General features: G+C 50.7%; 15 protein-coding genes. 6 read left to right on the top strand and 9 right to left on the bottom strand.

The genetic code is table 11. From position 1 onward, the window contains the following. Window positions 1–41 precede the first annotated feature (41 nt). The 3 genes from MRY86_RS16005 to MRY86_RS16015 all read right to left on the bottom strand — a co-directional run bounded on the left by MRY86_RS16005 (window position 42) and on the right by MRY86_RS16015 (window position 2,066). Window positions 42–716, bottom strand: coding sequence for a hypothetical protein (locus tag MRY86_RS16005; protein WP_293569875.1), 675 nt, complete (start codon window positions 714–716; stop codon window positions 42–44). 127 nt (window positions 717–843) lie between these two features. Continuing rightward, the gene (locus tag MRY86_RS16010) at window positions 844–1,371 is read right to left on the bottom strand and encodes an RNA polymerase sigma factor (protein ID WP_293569877.1); all 528 of its coding nucleotides are present in this window, start codon (window positions 1,369–1,371) and stop codon (window positions 844–846) included. A gap of 173 nt (window positions 1,372–1,544) precedes the next feature. Beyond that, window positions 1,545–2,066 carry a helix-turn-helix transcriptional regulator gene (locus tag MRY86_RS16015; RefSeq protein WP_293569879.1) on the bottom strand — a complete coding sequence of 174 codons (522 nt, stop codon included), beginning with the start codon at window positions 2,064–2,066 and terminating at the stop codon, window positions 1,545–1,547. A gap of 171 nt (window positions 2,067–2,237) precedes the next feature. On the opposite strand from MRY86_RS16015, the gene MRY86_RS16020 reads away from it, so the two are divergent. The 4 genes from MRY86_RS16020 (at window position 2,238) to MRY86_RS16035 (ending at window position 4,498) form a co-directional block, all read left to right on the top strand. Continuing rightward, entirely contained in the window at window positions 2,238–2,666 is a 429-nt protein-coding gene (locus MRY86_RS16020) for a YtxH domain-containing protein (protein WP_293569881.1), read from the top strand. Window positions 2,667–2,881: 215 nt separating this feature from the next. Then, a complete protein-coding gene (locus tag MRY86_RS16025) occupies window positions 2,882–3,238 on the top strand; it encodes a phage holin family protein (protein ID WP_293569883.1) in 357 nt (118 codons plus the stop codon). Between the two features lie 4 nt (window positions 3,239–3,242). Continuing rightward, window positions 3,243–3,578, top strand: a complete 336-nt coding sequence (locus MRY86_RS16030; RefSeq protein ID WP_293569885.1) for a hypothetical protein — start codon at window positions 3,243–3,245, stop codon at window positions 3,576–3,578. Next, entirely contained in the window at window positions 3,575–4,498 is a 924-nt protein-coding gene (locus MRY86_RS16035; RefSeq protein ID WP_293569887.1) for a YihY/virulence factor BrkB family protein, read from the top strand. The genes MRY86_RS16030 and MRY86_RS16035 overlap by 4 nt, the downstream gene beginning before the upstream one ends. On the opposite strand, the gene MRY86_RS16040 is transcribed toward MRY86_RS16035, so the two are convergent. From MRY86_RS16040 to MRY86_RS16065, 6 genes are all read right to left on the bottom strand, one after another. Then, a complete protein-coding gene (locus MRY86_RS16040; protein WP_293569889.1) occupies window positions 4,495–5,787 on the bottom strand; it encodes a folylpolyglutamate synthase/dihydrofolate synthase family protein in 1,293 nt (430 codons plus the stop codon). The two genes, MRY86_RS16035 and MRY86_RS16040, sit on opposite strands and share 4 nt — an antisense overlap. Window positions 5,788–5,830: 43 nt before the next feature. Then, entirely contained in the window at window positions 5,831–5,986 is a 156-nt protein-coding gene (locus tag MRY86_RS16045) for a hypothetical protein (protein WP_160213597.1), read from the bottom strand. 158 nt (window positions 5,987–6,144) lie between these two features. Beyond that, the gene (locus MRY86_RS16050; protein ID WP_293569894.1) at window positions 6,145–7,026 is read right to left on the bottom strand and encodes an energy transducer TonB; all 882 of its coding nucleotides are present in this window, start codon (window positions 7,024–7,026) and stop codon (window positions 6,145–6,147) included. Between the two features lie 100 nt (window positions 7,027–7,126). After that, window positions 7,127–7,522: a biopolymer transporter ExbD gene (locus tag MRY86_RS16055; RefSeq protein ID WP_293569896.1), complete on the bottom strand. Its 396-nt coding sequence runs from the start codon at window positions 7,520–7,522 to the stop codon at window positions 7,127–7,129. Between the two features lie 16 nt (window positions 7,523–7,538). Beyond that, window positions 7,539–7,937 (bottom strand): biopolymer transporter ExbD, encoded by a 399-nt coding sequence (locus tag MRY86_RS16060; protein WP_293569898.1) that lies wholly within the window; start codon window positions 7,935–7,937, stop codon window positions 7,539–7,541. Window positions 7,938–7,948: 11 nt separating this feature from the next. Further along, complete coding sequence (locus MRY86_RS16065; RefSeq protein WP_044145311.1) at window positions 7,949–8,647, bottom strand: MotA/TolQ/ExbB proton channel family protein; 699 nt, start codon at window positions 8,645–8,647, stop codon at window positions 7,949–7,951. Window positions 8,648–8,913: 266 nt separating this feature from the next. On the opposite strand from MRY86_RS16065, the gene MRY86_RS16070 reads away from it, so the two are divergent. Both MRY86_RS16070 and MRY86_RS16075 read left to right on the top strand, forming a co-directional pair. Continuing rightward, a complete protein-coding gene (locus tag MRY86_RS16070; RefSeq protein WP_293569902.1) occupies window positions 8,914–11,307 on the top strand; it encodes a 3-hydroxyacyl-CoA dehydrogenase/enoyl-CoA hydratase family protein in 2,394 nt (797 codons plus the stop codon). Between the two features lie 71 nt (window positions 11,308–11,378). Further along, entirely contained in the window at window positions 11,379–12,551 is a 1,173-nt protein-coding gene (locus tag MRY86_RS16075; protein WP_293569904.1) for a thiolase family protein, read from the top strand. The last annotated feature ends 24 nt before the right edge of the window (window positions 12,552–12,575 follow it).

Raw genomic sequence — 12,575 nt, forward strand, 5'->3', positions numbered from 1 at the left:
TCCGAAGGGCAGCTTAAATCTTGAGCTTTGGTTTACAAGGTTCAAATTTTAACGGGCAGGATGAGTTGTGCCTTTACCGCTGAACCATTAAAGGACGCTGGTTCCCACTTGGGCAGATTATCCAGGAAAGCCTGCGCTCTCGCCCTGCATTGGCTGCAGGCAGCATTATTGGCAGGTTGGATGTGATCTATTCTTTCCAGCTCCCCGTTTTCATTCACCGTGACATAGGCATAAACGGTCCGGTTTAGTGGCGTCGCCTGAGCCTCATTATAAGCGAGGTAAGCGGAATTAGAGCACTCCAATGGCACTTCCGCCCGGGCACAGGAGGTCTTAAAAAGCGGGGGCTGCCGGGTTTGCTGATTAAGGATCTCTACATCCACATCTTTATCTGGAATGAGATAGCGGAAGACATAGCGGTCCGGCGAAAAATCGAACACTGCTTCCCCCGGGTAATAAGCAGCATAGGTGTTTTCACCTTCCATGACGGCTTCCGGCACTGGGATCAGATCTTTATAAACCGTAGACATCTGTACTGTGTGGTAGCCTTGGACATTATCCGCACCATCAGTTTCGTCAGCTGGTGGGGAAATCGTATCGGCGGCTTCCGCTACCGTTTGGTTGGTTGTGCCTTCGTTGGCTTCGTATCCACAGTTGCTGAGGGTGGCTAGGAATAGGGTTGCAAACAGGCAGGTTAGGAGAAAATTTATGGTTTTCATATATAGATTTTGCATAAAAAAAAGAATGGGCACTGCCGAAGCAATGCCCATTTGTCATCATTGTGATCTTTCAAGGGTTAATTGGGGTTGTTTTTTGTCTTCATCGGTAAATGGGCATCATCAAGCATTAACCATTGTGGTCCGGACGGACACCGTAGCGCTCTTTAATCAAGTCTCTCAGCTTCTTCCGCGCCAGGAAGATGCGGCTTTTCACCGTGCCGATCGGAATTTCGAGGTGGCTGGCAATCTCTTTGTACTCATAGCCTTTGTAAAACATCAGGAATGGTACGCTATAGATATCGCCAATTTCACCAAAGATTGTTTTGTATTCTTTCATGCGGATGTTCATTTCACCACGATTGGGAATGACATTCTTATTCTCGACCGCAAACAGAAAGCTTTCAATCGGCTCATTCACATTGCGGCGCAATTTCTTCTTGCGGTACTGGTTGATAAAGGTATTGCGCATGATGGTAGAGCACCAGCTTTTAAAATTTGTGCCGACCGTAAACTTCTCGCGGTGCCTGTAGGCACGCATGGCGGTCTCTTGCATTAGGTCTTTTGCATCTTCCCGGTTGCGGGTCAGCTTCATTGCAAAAGAGAACAGGATACTTTCCAATCCATTAAATGCTTGACTGAATTCTAAGGTAGACATATATTTAGTTTGGTTAATGATCAATTGTTGATTAAATACACAAACAATAGTTCAAAAGCCGTGCCAAAGTCTACGATCCAGCGTTTTCAAGGATTTTGGTTAAAAAAAAGCACAAGGAGTGACTAAATAGGATTAAAGTGATTTTATTTAATCATTTTTTGTGAAAACAGGTACTACTCTTCAGCATCATTTTGCCTCAAAAGATCAATGAGCGACTCATTGAGGTTGATCATATGCCCAATCAAATCAAGGAAGTTGTCAATATCCACTGCACTGCCCGAGCTTTGGTCAGCAGCACTGGCTTCCTTTTTGTATTCATAAAATATCTTGAACCCTTCCAGCATCTTGCGCACGCTCAGGGACTGCTCCACAAAGCTGTCCAGCGCTTCGGCAGAAATCTGCCCGCTAAGGGCCGCAGAGAAAAGTGGCGGCGTATTATCGGGTTCCGGCTGCTGGAAGGCTTGGCGGACACCACCATTGAGGGCAATATCGGTATGTATCAGCTCAGCCATGTTGACGTCGAAAAGTTTAGCCATCCTTAATATAAGGCTTAGGCGGGGCTCCACGTTCTTACTTTCATACGCGGCAATATTGCTCCGCTTTATTTGCAGCTGATTGGCGAGCTCTTCCTGGCTCCAGTGGCGCGATTTACGAAGGAAGCGTATGTTCCTAGATAGGTGGTTTTCTATCTCCATTGAGCAAAATTTCTTATTCTGAAGACGAATTAAATCAAAAATGAAAAAATAATCCGCAAAATGTGTTTTTTTTTCTCATTTAGTTGGTAAAAAGTGAACGTGCGCTCGAATTTCGTTGTTTTAATAATGTAAAAAGAGTAAGACTAATTACAAACCAAAAAAATCTGTAAGATGGAAAAGTCAACTAAAGAAAAGATAGCATTAGGATTAGGATTGATCGCCGGCGGCGCACTCGGGTATTGGCTGAATAGCGACAAAGGGCGCGAAGTACGCTCTGAAGCAGCCGACAAAGCCAATGAATATGGCAAAAAAGCTAAAGAACAGGCTGATCATATTTCAGAAAATCTGAACCGTCAGGCAGGTGAGTTGTCTACTAAGTTGAATGATCAGGCTAACCGCTTATCTACCAACCTCAACCAAGCTTACGAGCAAAGCCGCGATTACATTAGCAAAACCGGCGATACGCTAAAGACCCAGTTCCAGCGCACCGCATCCAACGTCGAAGGCGCAAGCGAAGATTTCCAGGCTGGCATCAATTACGCTATTGATAACATACAGCGCAAAGCACGGGAGCTCAGCAAGCAAAACGGAAGCCGATAACGAATATGTTGAACAGGAATCACAATCTGTCCAGATTCGTGCTCCTGCATAACCTAACTACCTGATTGTCCGCTTCAAACCCTCAAGACTTCAGGTTACGCTACAAGCGTGCAAAAAGCATTAGTGAACAGAATGGGCAAATGGAATCGCTCCAGTTGCCCATTTTTTGTAAATTGGATACCTACACCATTGCACCTCATTAGCACAAAAACAATATGAAACCAACGGATTCCATTTCTGAGGCCGTGGGAGAAGTCTACGGTTATTCCAAAGCTTATTTTCAACAACAGCTGGAGTACTTCAAGCTGGACATGGCGGAACGGGTTTCCCGAAGCCTGTCTTTGGCCATTACCATTTTCGTGCTTGCACTGCTTTTCCTCATGATTTTGATGTTTGCCTCTCTGGCACTGGGCATCTACTGGGGCGAGCAGTGGGGATCTTACCCAAAGGCATTCCTCGCAGTGAGCGGAGGATATGCGGTGCTCACTTTGTTCTTACTGATTTTCCGCAGGATCATCATTACCAACCCCATTCTGAGCCGGATTATTAAAGTATTCTTCCAAAATGATTAGCCCTATGGAACACGACAAACCTAACCGCCAAATTCATAGCCTTTCGGACCTTCGCCGCCGGAAAGAACTTCTTAAACTGGAGATGAAAGTGACCCGTCAGGCCATTGGAGCGGGCTTCAAAAACACAGAGGCAACGGTCAAAAGCAATATCATCCGCAAGATTCTCATTCCGCTGGGGGCAGGGGGCTTAGCCTCAATGCTATACAAGGAAAGTGCAGCGAGCGCGGGGAAGCCCTCCTGGCTGCTGTTTCTGGAGCAAATGCTGGAAAAGGTAAATGAGCATTACACCCCGCCAACTGATGAAGCTGCCCCGGCAGAAGAACAACAACCACCATCATGAGCATAGACCAACTCAAATCAAAGGGTCAGTTTTACTTCCAAATTCTCAAAACCACCGTACAGCGTTTCTCAGAGCGGGAGGCTTTCACCTATGCAGCAAGCCTGTCTTACTACACTATTTTCTCTCTGCCGCCTATGCTGATGGTCATCATTTATTCCACAACGGTATTCTACGACCGCAACGCGATCCGGAAAACCATTTTTGGAGAAATTGCTGAGATTGTGGGGCAGGACAGTGCCGCGCAGCTGGCGACTACCTTAGATCAGATTGGGCTGTTTCAGGGAAGCTGGGGCACCTCCGCAGTGAGTATAGGAGCGTTGCTTTTTACCTCCACTACGGTTTTTGCCACGATTCAGCGCGCGCTCAACCGCATGTATGGGGTGCAGCCCAAGCCGGAAAAGGCAGGTCTCCTAAAGATGCTGTTTGACCGGTTAACCTCTTTTGCTTTACTGTTGAGCATTGGCTTTATACTATTGGTGTCATTGGTCATCGAAACCCTGCTGGACGCGCTGAGCGGTTACCTTGGGCGCTTTATCCCGGAAATTTCCCTGCTCATTACCAAGGTCGCTTCTGTCGCTCTGCCTATCGTAGTCGTCAGCGTTTTATTTACATTGCTGTTCCGCTACTTGCCCGATGCGCGATTGAAGTGGCAGGATACAATCGTCGGTGCCCTCTTGACCACCGTTCTTTTCGGCATCGGCCGCTATGGCATCAGTTTTTACATAGATCAATCTCAAACCACCGATCTCTACGACGCTGCCAGTTCCGTGATGGTGATTATGTTATGGGTTTTTTACGCGTCCTTAATCTTACTCTTTGGTGGGATATTCACTGCGGTTTATGCCGAAAAGAAACGTGGGAAACTCAGGACAACCGATTACGCCATACGTGTACGTTATGAGAAAATCGAAGAAGATTAGACCACTTCTGCCACCACAAAGATACTGCCGCCTACATAAATCAAATCTTCGGCACCTGCCTCATTGCGGGCTGCTTCCAGGGCTTCATTCACGCTCGGGTACACTAAGCCTTTAAGACTAAGGCGTCGAGCGACTTCCGCCAGTTTCGCTGCTTCCAGTCCACGTGGTATGTCAGGGCGCGCAAAATAATAGGTCGCTTCTCTGGGCAATAGCCGCAAGACTTTTTCGGGGTCTTTATCGCTGACCATGCCATAGACTATATGCAATTTCTCATAGGACAAGCGATCAAGTTCCTGCATAGCCATGGAAATTCCGGCTTCGTTATGTGCGCTATCGCAAAGTATTAGGGGCGTTTTGCCCAAAACCTGCCACCTGCCTATGAAGCGGGTGCTTGCCAGAAGCTCCCGGAGCCCGGCCCGAAGTTGGATTTCTGAAACCAGCTGTTTGGGGTGAAGCCACTCTATAGCCTGCAGCACGGCTTGTAAGTTTTTTCGCTGGTACTCGCCGTAGGCGTTTAACTCCAGTTGTTCCAGGTGTAGGGCACCCTTCCTATAAATATCGTAGTGACTTACTTCAAATCCGGATTGAACTAAACGTGCTTCGTACTGCTGGTCCGCAAAAATGATTGGCGCACTCTCCTCTGCGGCCTTTTTGAGAAAAACCTCCTGTGTCTCCTCCTGCGTCTCGCTAATCACTACCTGTATCCCCGGCTTGATAATGCCTGCCTTTTCTCCGGCAATTTCCGGCAGGGTCTCTCCAAGAAATTGCATGTGGTCGTAGCTGATATTCGTAATAACGCACAGCTCCGGCATCAGGATATTAGTAGAGTCCAAACGCCCACCCATGCCAACTTCCACCACAGCCCAGTCGACCTCTTTCTTCGCAAAATAGTCGAATGCCATAGCTACCGTAATTTCAAAAAAGGAAGGCTTGATGGTCTGAAAAAGCGTTTCATACTGTTCCACAAAATCCACCACTGCCTCTTCGGGCATCAGTTCCCCGTTAATTTTTATCCGCTCACGAAAATCGCGGTAGTGAGGGGAAGTATAAAGACCAACCTTGAGCCCTGCTGCCTGCAATACCGATGCCAGCATATGCGCAGTGGACCCCTTTCCGTTCGTGCCGGCGATGTGAATGGCCCGCAGTCGCTCATGTGGTTGCCCCAGGGCTTCACAAAGCGCCCTGATATTGGTCAGGTCTTTTTTGAAAGCCATAGGCCCCACCCGCTGGAACATGGGCAGTTGCTCAAAAAGAAAAGCTAAAGTTTCAGGGTAAGTCCGCTTTGCCATAAGAGTTGGATTAGGGGGGCAAAGCTACGAAGTAAAAGCAGCATTAAGCGCGCTCATCGCGGGAAGATTCAAGCTGTTGTTCATACTGCTCCTCAGGAGCATCATTACGGTCTTGCATAGCGCAAACATACATCGGCAGCAAAGAAAGCAAGACTAAGCATAACTGCCCGGCAATACCACGGATTTCACGATTGGTCATAAACAAGTGTCGTTTGATGATACCTCTTTATAACGCAGGGGGGCTTAGTGCGTCACAAAGTTTGGAGCACCTTGACATAAAATTAACGTGTAGCTTAACAAATACAATGCCCGGAATTCAACGAATTCCGGGCATTGTATTTGTTAAGTAAGCAGCTCTTACTGCGCCCTAAAATTATAAGTAATCGTACCACACTGCTTATCCACCTGGCCAGGCGCGAATTGCCAGCGCTTGGCTGAGCTGATCGCTAGGTTTTTGAGGCGGGAACTGGTCGCTGTAGACCCTTTTTGCGTAAAATCCGCTGAGATTACCTTTCCAGACCGGTCTACACAGACCTTCACCACTACCATTCCCTGTTCCTGTGAATTATCCTGTGGCTTGTGGGTGCGGGCTACACCGCGGCTGCCGAGTCCGCCACCAACGGTGCCAGAACCGGTGCTGATCCCCGTCAGGATATCAGAATTCGGATCTCCATTCGGGTCACCCTGATTACCTGCTGTACCGGTATTGCCTTTGCCGTCTCCATCACCAAACAGCCCGCCCAGGGATTCTTTCAGGTTAGCTGCCTCGGCTTCCTTCTGGCGCTGAGCCTCTTCCGCTTTGCGGCGGGCCTCTGCCTCGGCACGTTTGCGGGCTTCTTCCTGCTCGCGCTCCCTGCGTTCCTTGGCTTCCTGCTCCTTACGCTTGCGGTCTTTTTCCTTTTGGATGGCTACCTCGCTATCGTCAGCAGTGATAACCTCCCGCTCGGGCTCCGGCTCAGGCTCGGATTCAGCGGGTGGGGGAGGAGCGGTTTCCTCCTGAGGGATGTCCACCGGGTCTTCCTCTACCGCAGGTGCCGGGCCGGCGTTTTCACTGCCCTCGCCCACATCCGGTAAGCCAAGGTTGACCAAAATGCCTTCCTGCCCCGGAGGCGGGTCCGGGAAGGTCAACAGGGGCAAAACAGCCAGCATCAAAAGTACGACGTGCACGGCAACGCTGACAATCATGCCGCGTTTCTTATTCTGCTCGTCTTCCTGGGTTACTCGGGTATCTACTGCCATAGTATTTTTCTTTTAAGCATTGGCGTATACTCAACTTAACGCCTTTTCTGCACAAATCCTCTTCCGAAGGCCGGGATTCACATAAACTTAACGTCCGCCATCAGTCCTTTTCCGTAGCCAGCACGCCATTGACCTTGTAGCGCATCGCCAAATCCATGATAGCGACGACGTGCTCAGTTGGGGTGCCCTCCTCTGGAGAAATGGTGATGCTGGGCTTGCTGCTCCTGGAAATGCGGCGGATTTCTTTTTCCATGTCTCCCAGCGACCGGCGCCGGTTGTCCAGAAAGTAATTGCCCGAACGGCTGATGCGCACATCCTCAACCTGACTGCTGCTGGGGCTACTGCTCCGGGAGCTGCTCGGCAACTTCAAATTCAGGGCATTGGGTGCCACAAGAGAAGAAGTCAGCATAAAGAAAATCAACAACAGAAAAATAATATCCGTCAGAGAAGACATACTAAACTCCGCAGAAACTTTACTTCGTTTTTTAATGCCCATGCTTTAGTTTTTTAGCTTATGATCGAGGCTCGGTCGCAATAATCGCGTTAACCTTCAACCGGTTGGCGATTTCCATCACCTCTACAACCCGGTCAAAAGGGGTACCCATTTCCGCGACGATGGTGATGGCCGCATTGTCACGGTTGTCAGAGGTTCGGACTTCCATGCGCAGGGCACGTTCCAGATTGCGGGCAACCGTCTCATTATTGTTTACAGTGGTGCGCCCGTTCTTTTCCAGCGTCACCACAATAGAAGTGGAAGCTACCGTCTTAGAATCCGACTTCGGCAGCTCAAAGGGCTGAATGCGTACGAGCGTGGAAGTGAGCATGAAAAAGATCAGCAACAGAAAGATGATGTCCGTCAGAGACGACATACTGAATTCCGCGCTCACCTTGCTCCGCTTTTTTAGTCCCATGGTACGTTAATTTAGGCGGAAGGCTCCTGCAGCAGGTCCATAAACTCTACTGTGGTGCGCTCCATTTTAAAGACGACTTTCTCTACACTGGCCACCAGAAGGTTGTAACCAACGAAAGCCAGGATACCGATGAACAGCCCGAAAGCCGTGGTAATCAGGGCCTGATAGATACCGCCCGCCAGTACATCCGGCGTTACGTTCTGCTCGGTTGCCATTTTGTAGAAGGCCAGGATCATACCCGTCACCGTACCAAAGAAGCCGATCATAGGCGCGGCACCAGCAATACTGGCCAGGGTGGAAAGGTTCTTCTCCAGCTTGAAAATCTCAAGGTTGCCTACATTCTCAATAGCGGCGTCGATATCGCGAAGCGGCTTGCCGATGCGCTGCAGCCCCTTTTCCACCATGCGAGCCACGGGAGAATCAGTCGTCTGGCACAGTGCCTTCGCACCATTGATATTGCCCGATTGTACGTTAGCCCGGATGTTATTCATGAAGTTCTCATCGATCTTACCGGCCCGCTTAATGGTGAGGTAGCGCTCGACAAAGATGTAGATGGCCATAACTGAAAGTACCAACAGCACAAGTACGATGATAATTCCGAGCGGGCCGCCCTGAGTGATAATGTCAAAGAAACTCTGAGTACCAACGCCTTCGCCTTCCCGGTCGAGGCCCTCAGCAGTTTGAAACAACAATAGCGTGTGTTGCAGCATGATGTCTGATATGGTTTTTAGTTTTGATGGGTGCGTCTGTCCCCGGCAAGGAGTACAGCGGACACTTTTTGTAATGTAAAGCTCAACGCTTTCCAAGTACGCCAAATTATCAAAACAAATGGAAATTATTAGAATGTAGGCGCCTCAGATGTGATTATTTTGCCTTTCTAGCGAAAATTCGCTAATATTGGAGCACTAAAACGTATCCGGGTTGTTGTCTCAAAACAATCCCTTTAAAAATATCAAATCAAACCAATCATCACTCAATGAGCAGAAGAATCACTAAAGTAGCCGTACTGGGTTCCGGTGTTATGGGCTCTGGCATTGCCTGCCATTTTGCCAATATCGGCCTGGAGGTATTGATGCTGGATATCGTGCCCCGCGACTTGCCGGAGGATCAGCAGAAGGACCCGGCTGCCCGAAACAGTATCGTCAACGCCGCCCTGAAGAGCGCCATCAAGAGCAAACCTGCCGCGCTGTACCACAAAGATTTTGCCAGCCGGATCACGACCGGCAATTTTGAGGACGATTTCGCTAAGATCAAAGATTGCGACTGGGTCATTGAGGTGGTCGTAGAGCGCCTGGATATTAAGAAAAAGGTGTTCGACCAGGTGGAGCAGCACCGCAAGCCGGGCTCCCTCATCACGTCTAATACCTCGGGCATTCCCATACACATGATGCTGGAAGGGCGCAGCGATGACTTCAAAAAGCACTTCTGCGGCACCCACTTCTTCAACCCGCCCCGCTACATGCGCTTGCTGGAAATCATCCCCACCCCGGAAACGGACCCCGAAGTGGTGGATTTCTTCATGCACTACGGTGATGTCTATCTGGGCAAGCAAACCGTCCTCTGCAAAGATACGCCTGCCTTCATCGCCAACCGTGTGGGCGTGTACGCTATGGCAAAGATTTACCAACTTACCACTGAGCTGGGCCTGCGTATTGAAGAAGTCGATAAACTCACTGGCCCGACCATTGGCCGCCCCAAAACCGGCACCTTCCGCCTGGGCGACCTCGTAGGTCACGATACAGCGGCCAACGTCATCAACGGCCTGAAGCAAAACTGCCCCGATGATGAACAAGCCGCTACTTTCGAAATCCCAAAATACCTGCAGTTCCTGCTGGACAACAAATTCCTGGGCAACAAAACCGGACAGGGCTTCTATAAAAGAACCAAGGAAAAGGATGAGAATGGCCGCCGCGTCATCCTCGCCCTCAACCTGGAAACCCTCGAATACGAGCCCAGCCAGAAGCCGGACCTGCCCAGCCTGAAAATGGCCAAGCAGATTGACGATCAGGACAAGCGCATCGCTGCTATGTTTGACGCGGACGATAAGGGCGGAGAACTGGTGCGCAAATCTCTCCTGGGCCTTTTTGCCTACGTTTCCAACCGCATTCCGGAGATTTCAGATAACCTCTACAGCATCGATGATGCCATGAAAGCCGGGTACGCCTGGAACGTTGGCCCATTCGAATACTGGGACATTATTGGTATCGAGAAAGGTATCCAACTGGCAGAAGAACAGGGCGAAAAAATTGCGCCTTGGGTGAAAGACATGGTCGCTGCCGGACATACGCAGTTCTACAAGCGCGAAGGCGGGGTCAAGAAATTCTATGACCTCGAATCCAAGGGGTACAAAGTCGTGCCAGGCGCTGAGGAATTTATCATCCTCGACAACTACCGCGACCGTGCACCGGTGATGAAAAACAACGAAGTCGTCCTGCACGATATCGGCGACGGCGTTCTTTGCCTGGAATTCGTCAGCCCCCACAACTCCATAGGGGAGGGCGTACTCCGCGGTATGAACGAAGCCATCCAAATTGCCGAAGAAGGTGATTGGAAAGGCCTGGTCATTGGCAACAACGCCCAGCATTTCTCCGTAGGCGCCAACCTGATGATGATCGCCATGCTGGCCTATCAGCAGGAGTTCGACGAACTAAACATGGCCGTCAACCTCTTCCAGCAGACCACGATGCGCTGCCGGTACTCCTCCGTGCCTGTAGTAGCGGCCACACAGGGCTATGTCTTTGGCGGAGGTTGCGAAACCATCATGCACTGCGATGCCACCCTGGCTGCCGCAGAATCCTACGTCGGCCTGGTGGAAGTGGGCGTAGGCCTCATACCCGGTGGTGGTGGCACAAAGGAATTTGCCCTGCGCGCTTCCGACCGGTTCTTTGAAGGCGATGTGCAAATCCCGACCCTCATCGAGCAGTTCAAGACCATCGCGCTGGCCAATGTGGCGACTTCTGCCCATCAGGCCTACGACTATGGCTACCTGCTGCCGGAGAAAGACCACATCGTACTCAATACCGACCGCAACATCGCTCAGGCGAAAGCGAAAGTACTGGAACTTGCGGAAGGCTACACCAAGCCTATACAGCGCGAAGACATCACAGTACTGGGCCGTACAGGCCTTGCCGCCCTCTACGCTGCCGCCAACGAGTTGCGCCTGGGGCACTATGCCTCCGAGCATGACATCAAGATTGCCCACAAGGTAGCCTGGGTGCTTTGCGGTGGCGACCTCACCGGGCAGCAACAGGTGTCAGAGCAGTACCTCCTCGATATTGAGCGGGAAGCCTTCCTGAGCCTCTGCGGTGAGCAGAAGACCCTGGAGCGTATTCAGCACATGCTGCAGACGAATAAGCCGCTGAGGAATTAAGCTGAAAATTAGATTTTTGAATTTAAGCCTATTGCTATAGTTAAAAGCGATAGCTCAAAATAGAAATTATCATGGATGCATATATCGTAAAAGCCTACCGCTCCGCCGTAGGCAAAGCCAAGAAGGGCGGCTTCAAAAACTACCGCTCGGATGATCTGGCGGTGGATATCATTACCCATCTTTTGGAACAAACCCCGGAACTTGACCCTAAGCTGGTTGATGACGTCATCGTTGGCTGTGCAAACCCCGAGGGTGAGCAGGGACTGCAGATCGGACGGCAGATTTCCATGCGCGCCCTGGGCAAGGAAGTCCCCGGCGTGACTGTTAACCGCTACTGTGCTTCCGGCCTGGAGACCATCTCCATTGCGGTTGCCAAAATCCGCGCAGGCATGGGCGAAATCTACGTTGCCGGCGGTACCGAAAGCATGAGCTCTATCCCGATGACGGGCTACAAGCTCGCACCCAGCTACAAGGTCGCTTCCTCCACGCCTAATTACCTGGCGAGCATGGGCCTGACGGCCGAGGCCGTAGCCAACAAGTACAACATCAGCCGGGATCAATCCGATGAATTTGCCTACCGCTCGCACGTAAAGGCGGCTGAGGCCATCGACGGCGGGAAATTCAATGATGAAATTGTGCCGGTAAAAGTGGAAGATGTATTCGTAAAAGACGGCAAACGGGTGAGCAGTGAGCACACCGTAGGCATGGATGAAGGCGTACGCCGTTCCACCACGGTCGAAGCGCTTGGCAAGTTACGCCCGGTCTTTGCGCAGGGCGGCGTAGTGACTGCGGGCAACGCTTCCCAAACTTCCGATGGTGCGGCTTTCACCCTGGTGATGAGCGAAGAAATGGTCAAAAAGCTCAACCTCGAGCCGATTGCCCGCCTGGTCTCCTGCTCCGTAGCCGGTGTGGATCCCTTGTACATGGGCATTGGCCCCTGCGTCGCTATCCCTAAAGCGCTGAAGTACGCCGGGCTGAAACTCAACGATATCGACCTGATCGAGCTCAATGAAGCCTTTGCCGCCCAGGCCCTGGCCGTTATTCAGGAAGCCGGGCTCAACCCCGATATCGTAAACGTAAACGGAGGGGCTATTGCACTCGGCCACCCGCTGGGCTGTACCGGTGCGAAACTTTCCACCCAGCTCTTCAATGAGATGCGCCGCCGTGGCAATAAATACGGTATGGTGACCGCCTGTGTAGGTGGCGGGCAAGGTATCGCCGGCATCTACGAATTATTGAATTAAGAGGATCACAACTCAATTGGAATA

The sequence above is a fragment of the Phaeodactylibacter sp. genome (genome assembly GCF_022763345.1).
Classification (GTDB): Bacteria; Bacteroidota; Bacteroidia; order Chitinophagales; family Saprospiraceae; genus Phaeodactylibacter.